Below are 20,468 nucleotides of genomic sequence, written 5' to 3' on the forward strand. Positions count from 1 at the left end.
TATCTATAAGGCAAATGTAAAACGAAAGAAATCGAAATATTGTGTATTTGTTTTCTTTCGAGTTAGCTGAGGCACAGACACGTCATCAACGGAGGAGATCGTTATGGGCCTTGGAACCAAAGTGCGGCTGTCGCGGCTGTTTTCGCATGCATCGGGAAATCTGTTCGGCGGCGCCGTCGATCATTTCGTCGGCTATGGCAATGTGCGCGAAGGCGGGCTTGCGGATCTGCCCGGCGCGCTGGAGCGGGTGATGGCCGGTGGGCCGGACTATATCAGCATCCAGCCGGGTGCCGCCCGGCATCTCTGGTCGGCCTATGCCGGCAAGGCGGCGCTCGTCATCCAGGCCGGCTGCTTCACGCCGGACGACCGCATCCGCCAGCTCATCGCCACGCCGGAAGACGCGGTTCGCTACGGCGCCGACGCCCTGGCCGTCGCCATTCCCGTGCGCGGCGATACCGAGGGCCACTACATCCGCTGGCTGACGGACACGGTCAACGCCGCCGCCCGTTTCGAAATGCCGGTCGTCGCCCACGTCTACCCGCGCGACTATGCCAATGGCGGCAAGATCGTCTTCACGCCGGACGAGATCGCCTATGCCGTCCGCATCGGTTTCGAGACCGGGGTGGACGTGATCAAGGTCGGCTATACCGGCGACTTCGACAGCTTCAAGGAAACGGTCGCCACCTGCCCGGTCCCGATCGTCATCGCGGGCGGACCGAAGACCGATACGCTGCTCGGCGCCCTTCAGCAGACCAGCGAGGCGCTGCGCGCCGGTGCCCGCGGTGCCGTCGTCGGCCGCAATCTCTGGGGTCACGGGGACACGACGAAGGCGGCCCGCGCCTTCAAGCTCGTCATTCACGACGGCATGGCGCCAGAGGAAGCTCTGGCCGCCGCAGGCGCCTGACGCCATGGCATCGCACCGCCTCGACGTTCTCGGCTTCGGCGCCGTCGCCATCGACGACATCGTCTATGTCGATCGACCGCTGAAGGCCGGCAAAGGCAAGGTCGTGGGGCGCACGCGAGACTTCGGCGGCAATGTCGCAACCGCCCTCGTGGCGGTTGCGCGGCTCGGCGGCCGGGCGGGCTTCATCGGCTGGCTGAGCGGCGCGTCCGACGACGATCCGAGCGCCGGCGAGCTCGAACGGCAGGGCGTGGACGTCTCCCGCGCCCCGCGCCGCCCCGATGCCCGGGCCATCCGCTCGGTCATCACCGTCGGGCCCGACGGAGACCGGTTCATCGCCTATGACGACGATGTGCCGCACGGGACCCGCGACGATCTCAGCGACCAGACGCTGTCGGCGGCGCGGGTCCTGCTCATCGATGGCTATGCGACGCATTCCGAGCGCATCGTCGCGCGGGCGCGCGCACTCGGACTGTCGGTCGTCGCCGACATCGAATGGTCGATCGGCTCGGCCACGGATCGCCTGATCGCGCTTGCCGATCATCTCGTCCTGCCGCTCGCCTATGCCGAGGCGCAGACGGGCGAGACCGCGCCGGCCGCCATTCTCCAGCGTCTGTGGACCGACGACCGCGCAGCCGTCGTGCTCACCGATGGCGACCGCGGCGCTTTCGTCCGTCTGGCAGGCGATGCGCGGGACTGGCACGTTCCGGCCTATGCGGTGCACGCCGTGGATACGACCGGTGCGGGCGACTGCTTTCACGGCGCTTATGCCTTGGCGCTTTCGCGGGGCGAACCGCCGATCGACTGCGTGCGCTATGCCGCCGCTGCCGCCGCGATCTCGGTGACCGGGAAAGGTGGCCGGATGGCCCTCCCCGATCACGCCGCCTGCAACGCGCTGATGACGGCGACCGACGCGCCGAGACCTCTGGCGATGGCCTGACGCACGCGCATCGAACGATACCGCTAAACTTGCACGCGTAAAAAAATATTTTTTCGTTCGCAATATGGAAGATACGTTCAAAAATGCGTGTCTTATGAAGGATCTACGGAATCTGCAACCGGAGCGGCCGGCAATGACGGAGGCTTTCGGCGGCAACGGGCCGTTGACGCGCGGCGCGCGGACAGGCCTTCTATCGGCGCTGTCGCACAAGGGCCATCGCAAGGTTCCGATGGCTGAGGAAATAGGGAGGAGAACACCGTGGCCGACGTGGTGCTGGACAAAATCTGCAAGACCTTTGGAACCGAGTTCCACGCGATCAAGGATCTCAGCCTGACGATCCGCGACGGCGAATTCCTGATCCTCGTCGGGCCGTCCGGCTGCGGCAAGTCGACCGCCCTCCGCATGATCGCCGGGCTGGAAGAGATCAGCAGCGGCACGCTGAGCATCGGCGGCGAAAACGTCGTCGATCTCTCGCCCAAGGATCGCAACATCGCCATGGTGTTCCAGTCCTACGCGCTCTACCCGCACATGACCGTGTTCGACAATATCGCCTTCTCGATGAAGCTTGCGGGAAAGAGCAAGGACGAGCGCACGAAACGCGTCAACGAAATCGCAAAGACCCTGCAATTGACCAAGGTGCTCGGCAACAAGCCGGCGGAGCTTTCCGGCGGGCAGCGCCAGCGCGTGGCGATGGGGCGGGCCATGGTGCGGGAGCCGGCGGCCTTCCTGATGGACGAGCCGCTCTCCAACCTCGACGCCAAGCTGCGCGTGCAGATGCGCGCCGAGATCGTCAACCTGCAGCGACAGCTCGCGGTGACGACCATCTACGTCACCCACGACCAGACCGAGGCCCTGACGATGGGCGACCGTGTCGCCGTGCTCAAGGGCGGCGTGCTGCAACAGGTGGACACGCCCAAAGTTCTCTACAGCAAGCCGGTCAATGCCTTCGTCGCGGGCTTCATCGGCTCGCCGTCGATGAACCTCTTCCAGGGGCGGCTCGAAAACAGCCGCATCGTCCTGCCGACCTTTTCGATCCCGGTGCCGGAGGCGGTCTTCGCGCGGTCCCCCGGGCTGCGGGCGTTCGAGGGGCGCATGGTGGTGTTCGGCATCCGTCCGGAGGATCTCCACGACAGCGGGCTCGCCTCCGGCGCGATGTATCCGACCGTGCCGGCAACGGTTAAATCCATCGAGGAGCTGGGCTCGGAGTGGATCGTCCATCTGAACATCGATGCCGTCCGCGTGGATTCCGGCGACCCCGATGCCGTGGAGGAACTGAGCAGCGCCGCGAATGCCGTCGCCAAGTTCGAGGCCACCAGCCCGGCCCGGGCCGGTGCGCGGATCGATGTGGCGATCGACGTTGCCAAGCTGCATGTCTTCGACCCGGAGACCCATCTGGCGCTCTGACCGCTGCGTCGTTCACCTCGTGTCGGAGGCTGCCGGACAGGGTGCCGGGCCCGCGGAAAAGCGGCAGATCGAGGGCCTTGCAGAGAGCGGCTCTCGCTCTGCGAGCGGCACCGAAAAACCACCGGAATCGCGTCCTTTCATTTATTTACGAAAGTAAAGAAATAACGATCCGCAGGTAATTTACTTTGAGATGAATTGCGCTGCTAAATTTGGGAATAATATAACTATAAATCAACAGGATAGCGGATTGCATCCAGACTCAAAAATACCGAAATTCCGGCAGGCTGAAATTGGACGTTGACAGGTGTCGGCGTTCGGGACCCTACTGCCATATCGATCTGGGAGGATCGAACAAACCGTATTCCTGGGAGGGGATCATGAAGGCTAAGAAGTTTCTCGCCACCGCAGCGCTCTGGGCATTGTGCTCGACGGCTGCGTTCGCCGATACCACCATCGAGTTCATCCAGTGGTGGGAGCCGGAAATGCCCGCAGGCGCGCTGCGCGGCATCATGGATGATTTCGAAAAGGCCAATCCCGGCATCAAGGTCACGCTCGTCAGCGGCCCCTACGCCACCACGCGCGACCAGATCGTCGTCGGTGCGGCGTCCGGCACGCTCAGCGACGTCGTCGGCCTCGATGGCGCCTGGGTCAACGGCCTCGCCAAGCAGGGCGCCATCGCCGCGATGGACCCGCTGATGGCCAATGCGAAATACGATGCCGGGCAGATCGCCGACATCGTCAAGGTCGATGGCAACAGCGTCATGTTCCCGCTCGCCTCCTTCGTCTATCCGGTGTTCGTCAATCTCGATCTTGCCAAGGCGGCCGGCGTCGACAAGGTGCCGGGCACGCGCACGGAATTTGCCGAAGCCGCCAAGAAGATGACGGATGCAGCCAAGAACCAGTATGGCTGGGTGCTGCCGCTGTCGCTGCAGAACCCCGGCGGCATCCAGAACGACGTGATGTCCTGGACCTGGGCGTCCGGCGGGTCGATGCTGAAGGACGGCAAGCCGGATCTCGAAAACGAGTCCGTCGTCGGCACGCTCGAATACATCAAGTCCCTGCACGACGCGGGCGTCATCTCACCCGGCATCTTCGCCAAGAAGGAGCAGGACAAGGTCGAGGAATTCGTGAACGGTCGCGTCGGCATGATGGTCGACTCGCTGGCCCACATCAACCTGATCCGCGAGCGGAACCCGAAGCTCAATTTCGGCATCTCCGCCCTGCCCGCCGTCGATGGCTACACGGGCAAGCGCGGCCTGCCCTATGCATCCTGGGGCATCGGCATCAGCGAAGGCAGCAAGCACAAGGAAGAAGCCTGGAAGCTGGTCGAATATCTGATGAGCCCCGACGTCAACGGCCGCCTCGTCTCCATCGCCAATGCGTTTCCGGGCAATGTGAACGCAAAGCCCGACTTCTCGAAGTCCGACCCGCTGTTCGAGCAGGCCTTCGCGATCTTCCAGAGCGGTCATCTCGCCAACGAGTTCGTCGGCCTTCCCGTGGCCGAGGACCTGATGCGCCAGATGGGCATCGAGGTCCAGAAGATGTTCGACGGTTCGGAAACGCCCAAGGAAGCCGCGGCCAACACCCAGAAGCAATGGCTGACCAAGTTCTAACGCGTTTCCTCGCAGCGTGAAAACCGCGCCGCACGCATCCCCGGCAGGCGCCAATCGCCTGCCGGGGCGCTTCATCCGCCTTTGAGGACATCTGGAAAGCAACCGTCATGAGCAGTGTGACAGAAGGTCTGGCCGTTCCGTCCGCGACGAAGCGCAAGCGCGGCTTCGTTGCCTATCGAACGCGAAAGCGGCTGGTTCCGTATCTCTATATCGCCCCGGCCACCCTGCTCTTCTCGGTGCTCATGCTGTTTCCGATGATCATGGTCTTTCGCTATTCGCTGATGGATGGCGCGATCATGAAGAAGGATTCCGCGTTCGTCGGCTTTCAGAACTACCTGACGATCTTCCGCGACGCGATCTTCTGGCAGGCCTTCGGGCAAACGCTCTATTTCACGGTCATGAGCGTGGTCTTCCACTTTCTCATCGGCCTCGCCTTCGCGCTTCTCCTCAATACGCAGCGGATCGATCCCGCCATTCGCAGCCTGTTGCGCGTGCTCTACATTCTGCCCTGGCTCTTCACCGCCGTCATCATCGCCATCATCTGGCGGCTGCTGCTCGACCCGAACGGCGTCGTAAACAGCGTGCTCATGGCCCTTCATATCGTCGATTTCAAAGTGGAGTGGTTCTCCTCCACCGCGACCGCGCTCCATGCCCTGACCTTCGCGAACATCTGGGCCGGCTATCCGCTCTACATGGTCAGCCTGCTCGCCGGCCTGCAGGGCATCTCCAAGGAGCTCTACGAGGCGGCCGGCATCGACGGGGCGAACGAGCTGCAGAAATTCTGGTACATCACCATTCCGCAGCTGATGCCGATCATCATCTCGATCGCGCTTCTCGATTTCATCTGGACGATGCAGGTCTTTCCGCTCGTCTGGATGACGACCGGCGGCGGGCCGATCTACGCGACGGAGGTGCTGAGCACCTACACCTACAAGCTCGCCTTCTCGCAATATGAATTCTCGCTGGCCTCGGCGAGCGCGATCATCATCCTCGTGGTGTCGATGAGCGTGACCTATTTCTACATCAAGCACCAGAAGGGCAGGTAATCCCATGGCCCAACGTTCAGCCAAGCGCGCCTCCGGCCGTTCCGTCCTGCCCACGATCCTGACCTATATCGGCCTGGCGATCGGCCTCGTCTTTGCGGGCTTTCCCATTCTCTGGATGGTCTTCAGTTCGTTGAAATCCAACACGGAAATCTTCGCCCTGCCTCCGAAACTCCTGCCGGACGTCTATACGCTCGTGGCCTACGCCTCGATCTTCGACGATCCGGTGAAGATCCGCTTCTTCATCAACAGCTACATCGTCGCCGGCGTCGTCACGCTGCTCACCTTGCTCGTCGCCATCGTCACGGCCTACGGTTTCAGTCGGTATTCGTTCCGCTTCAAGAACACGCTGAACATCTTCATCATCAGCACGCAGACCGTGCCGCCGATCACGCTGCTCATCCCCTATTTCGGCATGGTCGTCGCCTTCGGCATCTTCGATACCTATTTCGCGCTGATCCTGACCTACCTCGTCTTCACCCTGCCCTATGCCATCCTGCTGATGACGGGCTACCTCAACACGCTGCCGAAGGAGCTGGACGAGGCGGTCCTGGTCGATGGCGGCACCAGCTGGACGGCGCTCTGGCGCGTGATCGTCCCGGTCTCGGTGCCCGGCATCGTCGCGACAGCGGTCTATACGTTCCTTCTCTCCTGGAACGAATTCCTCTTCGCGCTGACACTGACGAAATCCATGGACCTTCGCACGGTCCCGATCGGTATCCAGCTGCTGATGGGACAGCACGCCTTCGAGTGGAACGAGATGATGGCGATGAGCGTGCTGGGCTCGTTGCCGCTCCTGCTCCTTTATCTCTTCGCCCAACGCTATTTCCTCGCCGGCATGACCTCCGGATCGGTGAAGAGCTGATCGGCGTGCGTTGAGCGCGGGCCGCGGAACGGTCCTGCATGGGTCGCCACGTCCCCACCCTCCACGTGCGAAAGCGCGCCGCAGACGATCTGCAGATTGCCGGCGTGCCTTCCCGTGTCGCGATCCGGTCTGAGCCGAGCGTCCCGGTGACCGGCCCGGTCTCAAGCCCGATGTGGCCGTGACCGAAGGCATGGGTGGTGTCGCTGCTGAGGCTGCTCGGACCGATGACGCGCAGGCCGGCGCGAAACCGCCTCGCCGAACGTGCTGGCATCCGCCAGGGCCCGCATGCCGGGATCACGGCGGGAGCGGGAGGTGCTCCTGTCCGCGACAGGCCGGGGACGTTGAGTTCGACGTGACGTCGAGGGAGATCGACCGGGGTGCCGCCCTCAGCTCCAATACAGAGACGGGTTTCAAGGTGGCGACACTCTTGCTGCGGCTCGATCTGTCGATCGCGACCTCGGGCGCGCGAAGATCACCACATTTCCGGCCAGCGTCAGCACGAGGCCGAGGATTGCAAGGGGGGTCCAATGATAGCCCTCGTAGACGGTCGAGAGCGACAGGGCCACGACCGGGAAGAGCACCGTCGTATAGGCAGCCCGCGACGAGCCGACGCGCGAAACCAGCATCAGATACGTGGTGAAGCCGATCACCGAGCCGAAGGCCGCGAGATAGAGCAAGGCGATGAGATAGCGCGTGTCGGGCGGTGCGACGACCGGTGTGCCGGTGAGGGCGATGAGGAGCAGCAGGAAGATCGCGCCATAGGTCATGCCCCAGGCATTGGCGATCACCGGGGCGATGCCCCCGGCGCTGTTGCGGCGGGAGACCATGTTGCCCAGCGAGAAGAACAGGGTGCCGAGCGCCGACAGGCCGACGCCCTTCCACGTGTCGGCATCGAAATGCACGAGGATATCCGGGCCAAACAGCAGGAGCAGCCCGGACGCGCCGAGCCCAGCCGCCACCACCGTGCGCCCGGTGATCCGATCGCCGAAGAACAGCCGGGCATTGATGGCGTTGTAGATCGTTGCCAGCGAGAAGATCACGGAGATCAGGCCCGACGGCACATAGCTGGCCGCGTTGTAGAAGCAGATGAAGTTGCAGCTGAACAGGCAGAGCGCCTGGGCCAGAATGAACGGCTGGTGCCGGGCGGCGGGCACCTTGAGCTTGCCCATCGCGCCCAGCACGACGAGGAAGATGAGCGCGGCCGCCGCAAAGCGGTAGAACACCGAAACCAGCACCGGCACCGCCCCGACCTGCATGGCAATGGCGATCCAGGTCGTGCCCCAGATGATGACGGTCGAAACGAACAGAAGGAGGTTGGCCATGACGTTCTCGCTGTGATGGCGGAACAGTAGGAGGGAAAGAGTCGCACTTCTTGCAGATTCTTGCGGTGAAAGTGCTCTGGCCGAGGCCAGACGAGACGCCGCGGCTGGCCAGCGCTGCCCAATGTCGTAAGATGGGGCTCGGTCCGCCAGAGCACTGTCATGTCCCTCGACAACCCGTCCATCTTCCGCTTTCTTTCGGCCTCGCCCCGCGCGCAGGTCACCGATGCGCTGACTCTCGGCTTGGGCCGGTCGGCGGCGATCTGGCGCAATGCCCATGACCAGATGCGCTACGAGCAGCCGGATGACCACACGTTCAGCCTGTATCTCGAAGGCGGATCCGGCACCCGCCGTATCGATCGAGGTCATGTCAGCGGCTGGCCGGGTGCGCTCTGCATCATGCCGCAAGGCGCCTCCTCGGAATGGGCCATCACCGATCCCTTCGCCTTCGTGCACCTCTATGTGCCCGATATGGAAATGCGGCGCGTCTTTGCCGAGACCTTCGATCGCGACTGCCGGCTGATGGTGGTGCCCGAAGCGACCTTCGACCAGTCACCGGCGCTCGCGCAGGCGCTGCGGCGGATCGCGGAGGCCACGATGTGGGGCGATCCGCTGCTGGCCGACGCGGCGATCACGACAGCCCTCGCCTGTCTGTTTGTCGATCCGCGTTATGGCGGTGCCCGTCCCGTCTGCGTGAAGAGCGGCCTCGCACCTGTCGTGCGCCGCCGGATCACCGATTACATCGAAGCCCATCTCGATACCCAGATCACCTTGCCGCATTTGGCCTCCCTTGCCGGCCTCAGCGCATTCCACCTGCAGCGCATGTTCCGCGCCAGCTGCGGTGTCTCGCCCCATGGCTGGGTCCAGCACAGGCGCCTCGCACGCGCCAAGGCGCTTCTGGCCGAAGGCGAGCCGATTGCCCGGATCGCTTCGGCCTGCGGCTTCAGCAGCCAGAGCCACCTGACGCGGGTATTCAAGACCCATACCGGCACCACGCCCTCTGCCTTTCGAAGAAGCGTTTCCGGTCGCGCCTGATGTTCGCACTGCCGTTTGCGCGCCGAACATCGAGCGCTCCGGATAGCAGGTGCCGGCGCAGCCGTCGGCACTGGCCGTCGCCGGGAAGGAGGGCGCGTGCCGTCCATGGGCCGAGCGTCCCTCGCGGCAGAGGACATCCGCAGGACGAGACGATGCGGTGCTCGCCGTCACTCTGATGCATCTCAATCCGCCTGGTAGCGGCCCGTCTCGTCAGCGGCGCGTCTGGCGCGCGATATCTTCAAAGAGGCGCGCGACGGCTTCAGCGCCCGGGTCGTTGATGCCCTTGAGCGCCGCCGCCGGAACATAAGCGGACCTGCCGGCGCCGGCCTTGGTGATCGTCGCCGTGTGATTTGCACCTTGGCGCGCCGCTTGCGCGGCGGCGTCGAGAGACTGCGTGGCGACCAGCGCTTCGAGCGCCGGTTCGAGCGCGTCGACCATCGTCCGGTCGCCGCGCTTTGCCCCGCCATAGCGTTTCATCTGGTGAAGTCCGGCAAGCAGGGCCCTGCCCCAATCTGCATCCGTCGCAAACGACGGACCGGCCGATGTAAAGAGGATCGACAGAAGGACACCGCTTGACCCGCCCGCAGACCGCAGGAGCCGTTCGCCGATGGATTGCAGCAGGGACGCGCCATCGCGAAGCGGCAGCTGGTCGAGGTGACCCGATATCGCGCCGGCTGCGAGCGCCAGCGTCGATCCCGTATCCCCGTCGCCGACCTTGGCATCCAGGGCATCCAGGGCATCCACATCCGCCGCGTGCGACGCGAGAGAGGCGGTCGCGGCCAGAAGAAATGCGCGAACCGCCGGATCGTCCGAAGGGGCGACCGTGGTCCGGGCAAGCTCCGGTGCAGCGACGATCCGCGCCGCCGCGTCGGGGCGAGCGTTCAACCGCGGCCAGGTTGCGACCGACGTCTCGGCCTGGATCGCCCGCAGCCGCTCGCGGTTCAGGACGTGCTCCAGCCGCGAGAAACACCGGACCCATCAGTGCACGCGACCACCGTCCTGTGTGGCGGCGCGTCCATTCCCGCAGCCGAAGCCGCACGGCTTTTAGCGAAGCGAGTCGTCGTCCGGCGTCAGGCCGGCCAGTGCGCGTAGCCGCCAGAGGCGGTCGGTCCACCAGCGCTCCAAGGGGTTCGTCGCCCGGTCCAACGGCAGATCGAGAACCATCCTGCGTGTCACGCGATCGTTCGACCATTCGAGCTTTGAACCGGACACGGCTCCCCCATAAAGCTGCAGCATTCCAAGGTCTGAAACGCCTCGAATGGCGCCATTCTCATCGCGAAGGACGATCCAGCCGGGCGCATCGCTTCCGCCACCCGGCATGGCGAAGAACATCGGCCGGCCGCAAACCGTCAGTGTCCAGCGTCCGTCGGGGCTCTTTTCGACCAAGTAGGGCTCGTCACAGTGCAGGTTGCCCTCTGGAACGAAGGCGACGGTGATGATGGCCGCTGCTCCCAGCAGCGCAAAGCCGTTCAGACAGGCACGAATTGGCTTTGCGATGGTCATGCCGGCCCTAACATCGTTTCACCACATATTACCGCATCGGCCAGAGCGTGGTGGGCGGTCGTCGCCGAAGTCGATGACGGCCTTCCGTCGCACACAGAAGGGGATCTGCATAGATCCCAGGTGCCGCGCCACCGTCATGGTCTCGTTTCCCGCGCCGACCGGACGAGAGGCTCAGGCGCAGGCTTCAAGACGCGCAGGACGGTTATCCGCGACGGCGAATGCGATGCCAAGCGCTATTTTCCTCCCCAGCCGCCCCTCACCGCGCAATCTTCGCAAACCCCTTTGCAAGGATGGGGCCTGTCGGCCTGCCCGTCAGGGAGCCGCCCGTCTGTTCCAGGGTCAGTTCGTAGAGCTGGCTGTCGTGCGGCTTGGGGAGAGCGGGCCCGTCCAGCCGGGCCGAGCGCGCGTCGTCGATCAGGCCGAGGGAGACCGGGCCGCGTTCGGGCGATGGCAGGGTCCAGACCTCGATCGTCTTGCCCTCGGGAACGGCGAAATCCGCCAGAAGCCGGACGGCCGCCGTCTCGTTGCCGAAATCCTCGACGATCGCCTTGATGTCGCCGGCCTCGTTGACGAGCACAGCCACCACCAGCGGATCGACAGTGCGCATCAGGCTGAACGTGAGCGCAACGGCGAGCGTGACAGCCGCCGCCGTGGCCCCAAGCGCCGTCGCGCGCCAGCCGCCCCGCCTGTTGTCGTTTGCGGTCGCCTTGTGCCTGCCCGTGCTCCCCGCATGTTGCGCCGAAAGCCCGGTTTCGATGCGGCTCCAGAGCTGGTCTCCGACGATGGCGGCCTCCGCCGTCTCGTCCAGCGGCAGAAAGCGCTCGCGGCTGGCGGCGATGGCGGCCTTGAGATCGGGATCGTTCTCCAGATCGGCCTCGATCCGCAGCATGTCCGCCGCATCCAGAAGGCCGAGCACATATTCGTCGGCGACGACGCCGATATCGCCCCGCCCGTTCCCATCGACCCGCTCGTCGCTCATGCCATGCACTCCCGCAATGCGGAGAGGCCGCGCCGGATCCAGGACTTCGTCGTGCCCAGCGGAATGCGGAGCCGGCCGGCGATCTCGCCATGGGAGTATCCGCCGATATAGGCCATGAGAATGCCGCGCCGCTTGGTTTCCTCGAGCGCACCCAGACAATCGTGAAGGCGGGAGGTGCGATCGAGCCGGTGCCAGGCCGCCATGACATGATCCACCTGTTCGCGCTCGCGCAGCACCTCGACATCCTCGACCGTATATTCCCGGCTGCCGTCGCGCAGCAGATTGAGCGCGCGGTTGCGAACGATGGCATAGATCCAGCCGCGGGCCGAACCACGATCCGGCTGATACTGGTGGGCCTGCGTCCAGATGCGGATGAAGCTTTCCTGAACCACCTCTTCGGCAAGGTCGCGCCGCCGCACGATGCGTTCGGCGACGGTGACCAGACGTCCCGCTTCCCGATCGAAGATCCTGCGCAATGCCGTGCGGTCACCCTTCGCGCAGGCGGCAAGGGCCGTCGTCAGATCGTCCGGCGGTGAGCCCATCGACATTAAAATCCTTTTCCATCGCCGCACCATCCGTGCGGTCTGACCCACTCTACCCGCCGGCGCGCAGGATTGGATGCGCTTTGAGAATATTTTTCATGTGGCTGCATCCAAACGGCCCTGCTCCCGTGTCTTCAAGACAGGAAGCATCGCCGTGCGCGCGCAGATGTCTTCCGAAATGGAACAACACACGGGAGAATTCCATGATGACCGTTCGCTTCGCCTTGATAACCTCCACTCTTCTGGTTGCCAGCACCGGCAGCCTATTTGCCGCGCCGGTCCTCGGCCTGACCGGCGACAAGACCCTGGTCCTGTTCGACACGGACAAGCCCGCCGTCACGAAGAGCATGGATGTCACCGGTGTCGACAGGTTGGTCGGCATCGATGTCCGCCCCGGGAACAAGACCGTCATCGGCGTCACCCCGGAAAGCGAGATCGTCACGATCGACCTTGAGACGGGCGCCGCAACGTCGGTTGCCAAGATGGACAAGGCGCTGGCGATGACGGCCGCACCTGTGGTGGTCGATTTCAACCCGGTGGCGGATCGTCTGCGTTTCATGACCGGCACCACCAACCACCGCGTCCACCCGGATACGGGTGCCGTCACGGTCGATGGCACGCTCGCTTATGAAGAGGGCGACATGCACAAGGGCGAGACGCCCGATATCGTCGCTGCGGCCTACACGAACTCGATCGGCAAGCCGGAGAAGACCGCGATGTACAACATCGATGCGACGATCGGCGGCCTGATCCAGCAGACCAAGCCGAACGACGGCACCTTGAAAGCCATCGGCAAGCTCGGCCTCAAGGACAAGCCGGCCACCTATGCCTTCGACATACAGGGCATGGAGACGGGCGGGAACGCCGCCTATCTCGCCGCCGGCAAGACGCTCTACAGCGTCAATCTCGAGACCGGCGCCGCGACGGAAATCGGTGCGATCACCGGCCTCAGCAACGACCTTCGCGATATCGCGATCCTCCCGGCGATGTAACCGTTCCCGGACCGACGAGATCGTCTCGATATGCGGCCGTGAAGGCGGCCGCATATCCTGCTTTCACGCCTCCAGGTTTTGCCTTTGTCCGGCGTAGGCGAACGACGATGGCGAATGACGATGGCGTCCCTGGTTGCGTTCTGCGGCCGCCGGCGACCGGATCTCGATCGGCATCGCACCGGATGCATTGACTTGGTTTCGGGACGAGCAGATCTTCACCCTCACAACGAGGAAGTGGACCGGCACGCGCGCTATGCACCATCGTCATCATACGAATTTTAGACAGTCATCCGAAATCGCAAGGCCTCTCCCATGAGCGCAGCACCACAAAGGGGGCGACGCTATTCGAGTGACGTCGTCGACATCATCCGGGCCCAGATCAGGGAGGGCGTCTATACGGTCGGCGACAAGCTTCCGACGGAACCGGCTCTAGTCAGCCGCTTCGGCTTCAGCCGCACCGTCATTCGCGAGGCGATCGCGGCGCTGCGGGCCGATGGCATGGTCGAGTCGCGCCAGGGGGCCGGTGTCTTCGTCATCGCGTCGCGACAGGGCGATCCGCTGCAGGATCTCTTCAGCCGGGAAACGGATCGGATCTCCGACATCATCGAAGAACTGGAGCTTCGCATCGGCGTCGAAGTCGAGGCCGCAGGCCTTGCCGCGTCGCGTCGATCGCCGGCGCAGGAGGCGGAAATCCAGGCGCAGGTCCAGCGCTTCGGGGATCTGATGGACATGGGAAAGCCGACGGACGAGGTGGATTTCCAGTTCCACATGGCGGTGGCCACCGCCACCAACAATGCCCGCTTCCGCACCTTCCTCGAGCATATCGGCCGCCGGATGATCCCGCGCGTGAAGTTCAAAAGCGTCATGGGCGGCGTCGATCCCCTGCCGAGCCGCGATCATCCGATCCTGGACGAGCACCGCGCCATTGCCGATGCCATCTCCGCGCAGGAGCCTGAAACCGCCCGCGAAGCCATGCGCCTGCATCTCCTGACCGGCATGGCGCGATACCGCTCCCTGGTGTCGCAACCAAAATATAAGCCGCCGACCACGGATTGACTCATCTCAAAAGTCATAATACGACTTGAGCCTTCAACGACTGGGAGGTTCTGTTGTCGCCTGAGGAAATCAAATCCGCCATCGCATCGGGTCTGCTGTCGTTTCCGGTCACCCATTTCAACGCGGACCTGAGCCTTCATCTAGAGAGTTACAGCCGGCATGTGGCGTGGCTTTCCGGCTTCGATGCGGCGGCGCTCTTTGCAGCCGGCGGCACGGGCGAGTTCTTTTCGCTGTCGCCCGAAGAAGTCGGCCTGGTCACGAAGGCGGCGAAAGAGGCCTCCGGCAGCGTGCCGATCATCACCGGCTGCGGCTACGGCACCGCACTTGCCATAGACACCGCGCGCCAGGCGGAGCGGGCCGGCGCGGATGGGCTGCTACTGCTGCCGCATTATCTGATGGAAGCGTCGCAGGAGGGGATTTACCGGCACGTCAAATCGGTCTGCCAGTCCACGCCGCTCGGGGTCATTCTCTACAATAGAGCCAATTCGGTTGCGACCGCCGACACTGTCGCGCGGCTTGCGGAGGCCTGCCCGAACCTGATCGGCTTCAGGGACGGCACCGGACGGGTCGATCTGGTCCGTCACGTCACCGCCAAGCTGGGGGACAGGCTCTGCTATATCGGCGGCATGCCGACGCATGAGCTGTTTGCCGAAGGGTTCAACGGCGTCGGCGTCACGACCTACTCCTCCGCCGTATTCAATTTCGTGCCGGCGCTGGCGCAGCGCTTCTACAAGGCGATGCGGGCGGGCGACCGGGCGACGATGGAGGATATCCTCAACCGCTTCTTCTTCCCGTTCGCCACCCTGCGCGACCGGGAAGCCGGCTACGCCGTTTCCATCATCAAGGCCGGCGTCGACCTGATCGGCCAGACGCCGGGGCCGGTTCGTCCGCCCCTGACGGACCTGACCCCTGACGAAAAGCAGATGCTGGCAAGCCTCATCGAGGCTGCCGGCGCCTGACGACGCTTGCCGCCGCCGCGCAGGGAGAGGCGGTGGCCGCATCCATCGGATCACGGATCGGACGACAGCGCCCTGACCATCGCGCGCAGCGGTCCGAACAATTTCAGACGACATCGTGTTCAATCGGGAGGAGCAACATGACTGGCATCACATTACGTCTTATCGCAGGAGGCCTGCTGGCCGCGGCGTCGGCATCCTATGCCATGGCGCAGGACGCCACGGCGATCCGCATCGTCCTGCCGGAGCAGCCGGCAAACCTCGAGCCCTGCGGCACCATCATCACCAATGTCGGGCAGATTCTCGCCCAGAACGTGGTGGAACCGCTCACGGTCATCGATGCGGCGACCGGACAGCCGCGCCCGAAGCTTGCGACCGAATGGAGCCAGGTCGATCCGCAGACATGGCGGCTGAAGCTCAGGGAGGGCGTGACCTTCCAGGATGGCGAGCCCTTCAACGCGGCGGCGGTCGCCTTTTCGATCGAGCGCATGACGGGCGGCAAGCTGAACTGCAACAACATGGCGAAGTTCGGCGATGCCAAGCTGACGGTGAGCGCCGTTGACGACCTGACGGTGGAGATCAAGTCCGACCGCCCGGAGCCGATCCTGCCCACCTTGCTCAGCGTGGTCATGGTGGTGTCGCCGAAGACGCCGGCCGACAAGGCGGTCAACGATCCGGTCGGCACGGGGCCGTTTCGCCTGAAGACCTTCAACACGCAGACCGTCGAACTTGTCAGTTTCGACAAATACTGGGGCGACAAACCGAACGTGACGGCGGCGACCTATGTCTGGCGCGCGGAATCCTCGATCCGGGCCGCCATGATCGAAACCGGCGAGGCCGACCTGACCCCGTCGATCGCGATCCAGGATGCCTCCAATCCGGAAACGGACTTCTCCTATCTCAACTCCGAGACGACGGCGATCCGCATCGATGCGGCGCAGCCGCCGCTTGACGACCTGCGCATCCGCAAGGCCCTGAACCTCGCCATCGACTGGGAGGGGCTCGCCCAATTGTTCGGAGACGACATCAAGCGCGCGTCGCAGATGGTGGTGCCCGGCATCAACGGCCATGACGATGCCCTCTCGCCCTGGACCTATGATGCCGCCGAGGCCAAGAAGCTGGTGGAAGAGGCCAAGGCTGCGGGCGTCCCGGTCGAAACCGAGATCACCCTCATCGGCCGCAACGGCATCTATCCCAACGGCTCGGAAGCCATGGAGGCCATGGTCGCCATGTGGCAGGACGCCGGGCTGAACGTAAAGCTGACCATGCTCGATGTCGCCGACTGGCTGCGCTACCTGCAGAAGCCTTACCCGGAGAACCGGGGTGCCAACATGCTGCAGATGATGCACGACAACAACAAGGGCGACGCGGCGTTCACCATTCCGATCTTCTATCGCTCGACCGGCAATTATGCGACCGTAAACGATCCGGCGCTCGACAAGCAGGTGGACGAGGCGCTGGCGGCAACCGGCGACGACCGCACGGCGAAGTTCAAGGCCCTCTTTGCCAAGGTCCGCACCGATGTCGTGTCCGATATCCCGATGTTCCACATGATCGGCTACACGCGCGTCGGCAAGCGCCTCAACTGGAAGCCGGATATCACCACCAACAGCGAAATCCCGCTGGCCAATATAGGCATCAAGTCCTGAGAACGGAAAAGACGCGCGGTGCCTTGCCGCGCGTCTGTCCGCCATGCCGGCCCTTTGCCGGCTGATACGGTCTCAAACGAGGGCCTGCCATGCTCCGCTATCTCGGACGTCGTGCGTCGTACAGCCTGATCTCGATCATCGGCCTGGTCACGCTCGTCTTCTTCCTGACACGCCTGACCGGCGACCCCTCCGCGCTCTACCTGCCCCTGGACGCGAGCGCCGATGCCCGCGCCCAGTTCGCACGGCTGAACGGGCTCGATCAGCCGGCGATCGTCCAGTTCTTCACCTATCTCGGCAATCTGGCGCAACTCGATTTCGGCCAGTCGCTTCGGCAGAACCGCTCGGCCATGGAGGTCGCGCTGGAGGCGTTTCCCGAAACGCTGAAGCTTGCCTTTCTCGCCATCGCGCTGGCGACGTCGCTTGCCATCGTCGTCGGATCGCTCGCCGCGGCCCGTCCGGGCAGCCTGTTCGACCGCATCGCCAGCCTCGTCTCGCTTGCCGGCGCCAGCGCACCCGATTTCTGGATCGCCATCGTCGGCATCCTCCTCTTTGCGGTCGGGTTCGGATGGCTGCCGACCTCCGGCACGGGCAGTGCGGCGCATTGGGTGCTCCCGATCTTCGTCCTGACGCTGCGTCCGTTCGGTCTTTTGGTGCAGGTGGTTCGCGGCACGATGCTGTCGGCCCTGTCCGCCGCCTATATCAAGACGGCCCGGGCCAAGGGCATGCCGCGCCGTGAGATCATCTTCGGCCATGCGCTGCGCAATTCGCTGCTGCCGATCGTCACGGTTGCGGGCGACCTCGCGACAGGGCTGGTCAACGGCGCGGTCGTGGTCGAATCCATCTTCGGCTGGCCGGGCATCGGCAAGCTGATGATCGACTCGATCATCCAGCGCGATTTCGCGGTCGTCCAGTCGACCATCCTCGTCACGGCCGTCGCGATCTTCCTTCTCAACATCGCGATCGATCTCCTCTACGCATTCCTCGATCCCCGCATCCGCTACTAGAAGGCTCGCCCGATGACGCTTCTTTCGGCTCCCGTCGCGGCGATCTCTCCGCGCATGCCGCTCCTTTCCTATCTCTGGCGCGACAAGATGGCCTTCGCGTCCGCCCTCTTTCTGGTGCTGCTCCTGCTCCTGGTCCTGTTCGGCCCCCTGCTCGTCGGCGACGCCGCCGCACGGCTCGGGCTGCGGCAGCGGAACCTGGCGCCTTTCACCTTCAATGGCGGGTTTCTCTACGTGCTCGGGGCAGACACGCTCGGGCGCCCCATCCTGGCGCGGCTGATCGTCGGCGCGCAGAACACGATCTTCATCGCTGCCGCCGCCGTGTTCAGTTCCATGCTGGTCGGTGGCGCGCTCGGGCTGGTCGCCGGCTATTCCGAGCGCTGGTACAGCCACGTCATCCAGCGTTTCGCCGATGTGATCATGAGCTTTCCGTCGCTGCTCCTCGCCCTGATCGTTCTCTATACGCTCGGGCCCAGTATGACGAACCTCGTCATCGTGCTGGCGATCACGCGCCTGCCGATCTACCTGCGAACCGCCCGCGCCGAGGTGCTGGAGCTTCGCGAGCGGATGTTCGTCAGCGCGGCCCGCTCGATGGGCGCCTCGCCGATGCGCATCGTCTTCCGCCATATCGCGCCGCTCGTTCTGCCGACGCTGGTCACGATCTCGGCCATCGATTTCGCGACCGTGATCCTTGCCGAATCCGCACTGAGCTTCCTCGGCCTCGGCATCCAGCCGCCCGATTTCACCTGGGGTGCGATGGTGGCGAACGGGCGTGGCTATCTGCAGACGGCGTGGTGGATCGCCTTCTGGCCGGGCCTTGCGATTATGCTGACGACCTTGTCGCTCAACATTCTCTCCAACTGGGCGCGCACCGTCGCCGACCCGCAGCAGCGCTGGCGGTTGCAGGCTCTGAGAAAGGCTGCCCGATGAGCAGGATCGAAGACGCGGAAATGCCCGCACCCCTCCTTCGGGTCGAGGGACTGACGGTCGACTTTCTCTCCGATGGCGATCCCGTCCGCGCGGTCGACGACGTCTCGTTCCATGTCGCGCGCGGCGAGACGCTGGTCATTCTCGGCGAGAGCGGCTCGGGCAAGAGTGTCAGCACCAGCACGCTGATGGGGCTGGTCGATTGCCCGCCCGGCCACATCGTCTCCGGCCGCTGCCTGTTCGACGGCCAGGAGCTTGCGCGACTCGACGAGGACAAGCGGCGGGCGCTTAACGGCCGGCGCATCGCGATGATTTTCCAGGACCCCCTCGCCTCGCTGAACCCGGTCTACACGGTCGGCCGGCAGATCGAGGAGGTCTATCGCAGCCATGGCGAAGGCGACGGCGACCTGCGCGCCCGGATCCTCGACCTCATGCGCCGCGTCGGCATTCCCGAGCCCGAGCAGCGGATCGATCTTTATCCCCACCAGTTCTCCGGCGGCCAGCGCCAGCGCATCATGATCGCCATCGCCATCGCGCTCAAACCCGACATCCTGATTGCCGACGAGCCGACCACGGCGCTCGATGTCAGCGTTCAGGCGCAGATCCTGGACCTGCTGCGCGATCTGCAGCGCGAAACCGGCATGGCGCTGATCATGATCACCCACGATCTCGAGGTGGCCGCGTCCATGGCGGACCGGATCATCGTCATGAATGGCGGCAAGGTGGTGGAAGCCGGACCGGCCAGAGACGTGTTCGAGACGCCGCAACACGCCTATACCCGGAAACTGATCGCCGCGCTGCCGCATGGCGAAGCCGCCGATGCCGGCCACAAGCGCTCCAGAGAACGGGCCGATGCGGTGCTGCTCAAGGTCGAGGGACTCGGCAAGGATTACGTCCTGTCCTCCGGCGCATTTGCCGGAAAATCGGTGTTCAAGGCGGTAGAAGATGTCGGCTTTCATCTCTGCAAAGGCGAAACGCTGGGCATCGTCGGCGAGAGCGGTTCCGGCAAGTCGAGCGTCGCGCGCATGCTGATGCGCCTGAACGAGCCGACATCGGGCAAGGCGATCTTTGCCGGGCAGAACATCTTCGATCTTACGGGAAAGGACCTGATGGCCTTTCGTCGCCGGGTGCAGATGGTGTTTCAGGACCCGTACGGCTCGATGAACCCGCGCATGAGCGTCCGCTCGATCATCTCGGAACCGTGGCAGATCCACGGCGACATCCTGCCACGCGCACGCTGGAGAGACCGCGTCGTGGAGCTTCTGGACCTCGTCGGCCTGAAGGCCGAGCATGAAGGCCGCTACATCCACCAGTTTTCCGGCGGACAGCGCCAGCGGATCGCCATCGCCCGCGCGCTGGCGAGCGAGCCGGAACTGATCATCTGCGACGAGGCGGTGTCGGCGCTCGATGTGTCGATCCAGGCGCAGGTCATCGATCTTCTGGCGGACCTGCGCAACCGGCTCGGCCTGTCCTACATCTTCATCACGCACGACCTGCCGATTGTGCGCCATTTCGCCGATCGCATCCTCGTCATGAAAGAGGGCCGAATCGTCGAGGAGAACGAAACCACCGCGCTCTTTGCGGCCCCCGTCCACGACTATACGCGGACGTTGCTGAACGCCGTCCCCCTGCCAAAGTGGCAGATGGCGACCTCGTAGGCGGTTGACCGAAGCCGCCGGAACAGCCTGCAGATCGCTCGACGCGCCTGCCGGCCCGACGCCGCCCCGTCCCCCAACCCGGGGC

General features: G+C 64.3%; 19 protein-coding genes. 14 read left to right on the plus strand and 5 right to left on the minus strand.

Annotated elements, in window-relative coordinates; translation table 11 throughout:
* Positions 1-103 precede the first annotated feature (103 nt).
* The 6 genes from ASG39_RS05775 to ASG39_RS05800 all read left to right on the plus strand — a co-directional run bounded on the left by ASG39_RS05775 (position 104) and on the right by ASG39_RS05800 (position 6,766).
* Entirely contained in the window at positions 104-904 is an 801-nt protein-coding gene (locus ASG39_RS05775) for a class I fructose-bisphosphate aldolase (protein WP_062593826.1), read from the plus strand.
* A 4-nt stretch (positions 905-908) separates the two neighbouring features.
* A complete protein-coding gene (locus ASG39_RS05780; RefSeq protein ID WP_062593828.1) occupies positions 909-1,841 on the plus strand; it encodes a PfkB family carbohydrate kinase in 933 nt (310 codons plus the stop codon).
* 258 nt (positions 1,842-2,099) lie between these two features.
* A complete protein-coding gene (locus ASG39_RS05785; protein ID WP_062593830.1) occupies positions 2,100-3,245 on the plus strand; it encodes an ABC transporter ATP-binding protein in 1,146 nt (381 codons plus the stop codon).
* Positions 3,246-3,622: 377 nt separating this feature from the next.
* On the plus strand, positions 3,623-4,858 hold the full coding sequence (locus ASG39_RS05790) for a sugar ABC transporter substrate-binding protein (RefSeq protein WP_062593832.1): 1,236 nt from the start codon (positions 3,623-3,625) through the stop codon (positions 4,856-4,858).
* 107 nt (positions 4,859-4,965) lie between these two features.
* Entirely contained in the window at positions 4,966-5,904 is a 939-nt protein-coding gene (locus ASG39_RS05795; protein WP_062593834.1) for a sugar ABC transporter permease, read from the plus strand.
* Positions 5,905-5,908: 4 nt separating this feature from the next.
* Positions 5,909-6,766, plus strand: coding sequence for a carbohydrate ABC transporter permease (locus tag ASG39_RS05800; protein ID WP_062593835.1), 858 nt, complete (start codon positions 5,909-5,911; stop codon positions 6,764-6,766).
* Positions 6,767-7,176: 410 nt separating this feature from the next.
* Here the strand turns inward: ASG39_RS05800 and ASG39_RS05805 are convergent, their stop codons facing one another.
* The gene (locus ASG39_RS05805; protein ID WP_062593837.1) at positions 7,177-8,088 is read right to left on the minus strand and encodes a DMT family transporter; all 912 of its coding nucleotides are present in this window, start codon (positions 8,086-8,088) and stop codon (positions 7,177-7,179) included.
* A 282-nt stretch (positions 8,089-8,370) separates the two neighbouring features.
* On the opposite strand from ASG39_RS05805, the gene ASG39_RS05810 reads away from it, so the two are divergent.
* Entirely contained in the window at positions 8,371-9,120 is a 750-nt protein-coding gene (locus tag ASG39_RS05810; RefSeq protein ID WP_062594160.1) for an AraC family transcriptional regulator, read from the plus strand.
* A gap of 210 nt (positions 9,121-9,330) precedes the next feature.
* Here the strand turns inward: ASG39_RS05810 and ASG39_RS05815 are convergent, their stop codons facing one another.
* From ASG39_RS05815 to ASG39_RS05830, 4 genes are all read right to left on the minus strand, one after another.
* The gene (locus tag ASG39_RS05815) at positions 9,331-10,005 is read right to left on the minus strand and encodes a DAK2 domain-containing protein (protein WP_062593840.1); all 675 of its coding nucleotides are present in this window, start codon (positions 10,003-10,005) and stop codon (positions 9,331-9,333) included.
* A 159-nt stretch (positions 10,006-10,164) separates the two neighbouring features.
* Positions 10,165-10,623: a hypothetical protein gene (locus ASG39_RS05820; protein WP_062593842.1), complete on the minus strand. Its 459-nt coding sequence runs from the start codon at positions 10,621-10,623 to the stop codon at positions 10,165-10,167.
* A gap of 256 nt (positions 10,624-10,879) precedes the next feature.
* A complete protein-coding gene (locus ASG39_RS05825) occupies positions 10,880-11,602 on the minus strand; it encodes an anti-sigma factor (protein WP_062593844.1) in 723 nt (240 codons plus the stop codon).
* Complete coding sequence (locus ASG39_RS05830; RefSeq protein WP_062594162.1) at positions 11,599-12,144, minus strand: sigma-70 family RNA polymerase sigma factor; 546 nt, start codon at positions 12,142-12,144, stop codon at positions 11,599-11,601. The genes ASG39_RS05825 and ASG39_RS05830 overlap by 4 nt, the downstream gene beginning before the upstream one ends.
* A 203-nt stretch (positions 12,145-12,347) precedes the next feature.
* Between ASG39_RS05830 and ASG39_RS05835 the strand changes: the two genes are divergently transcribed.
* From ASG39_RS05835 to ASG39_RS05865, 7 genes are all read left to right on the plus strand, one after another.
* Positions 12,348-13,136 carry a DUF4394 domain-containing protein gene (locus ASG39_RS05835; protein WP_062593847.1) on the plus strand — a complete coding sequence of 263 codons (789 nt, stop codon included), beginning with the start codon at positions 12,348-12,350 and terminating at the stop codon, positions 13,134-13,136.
* Positions 13,137-13,448: 312 nt separating this feature from the next.
* Positions 13,449-14,192, plus strand: coding sequence for a FadR/GntR family transcriptional regulator (locus ASG39_RS05840; RefSeq protein ID WP_062593849.1), 744 nt, complete (start codon positions 13,449-13,451; stop codon positions 14,190-14,192).
* A 53-nt stretch (positions 14,193-14,245) separates the two neighbouring features.
* Positions 14,246-15,151 (plus strand): 5-dehydro-4-deoxyglucarate dehydratase, encoded by a 906-nt coding sequence (gene kdgD / locus ASG39_RS05845; RefSeq protein WP_062593851.1) that lies wholly within the window; start codon positions 14,246-14,248, stop codon positions 15,149-15,151.
* Between the two features lie 137 nt (positions 15,152-15,288).
* Positions 15,289-16,797 carry an ABC transporter substrate-binding protein gene (locus ASG39_RS05850; protein ID WP_062593853.1) on the plus strand — a complete coding sequence of 503 codons (1,509 nt, stop codon included), beginning with the start codon at positions 15,289-15,291 and terminating at the stop codon, positions 16,795-16,797.
* Positions 16,798-16,886: 89 nt separating this feature from the next.
* Positions 16,887-17,801 carry an ABC transporter permease gene (locus ASG39_RS05855; protein WP_062593855.1) on the plus strand — a complete coding sequence of 305 codons (915 nt, stop codon included), beginning with the start codon at positions 16,887-16,889 and terminating at the stop codon, positions 17,799-17,801.
* Positions 17,802-17,813: 12 nt separating this feature from the next.
* Positions 17,814-18,728 (plus strand): ABC transporter permease, encoded by a 915-nt coding sequence (locus ASG39_RS05860; protein ID WP_062593857.1) that lies wholly within the window; start codon positions 17,814-17,816, stop codon positions 18,726-18,728.
* Positions 18,729-18,748: 20 nt separating this feature from the next.
* A complete protein-coding gene (locus tag ASG39_RS05865) occupies positions 18,749-20,383 on the plus strand; it encodes an ABC transporter ATP-binding protein (protein ID WP_062594163.1) in 1,635 nt (544 codons plus the stop codon).
* Positions 20,384-20,468: the final 85 nt, after the last annotated feature.

Source organism: Rhizobium sp. Leaf371 (assembly GCF_001424045.1).
Taxonomy (GTDB): domain Bacteria; phylum Pseudomonadota; class Alphaproteobacteria; order Rhizobiales; family Rhizobiaceae; genus Ferranicluibacter.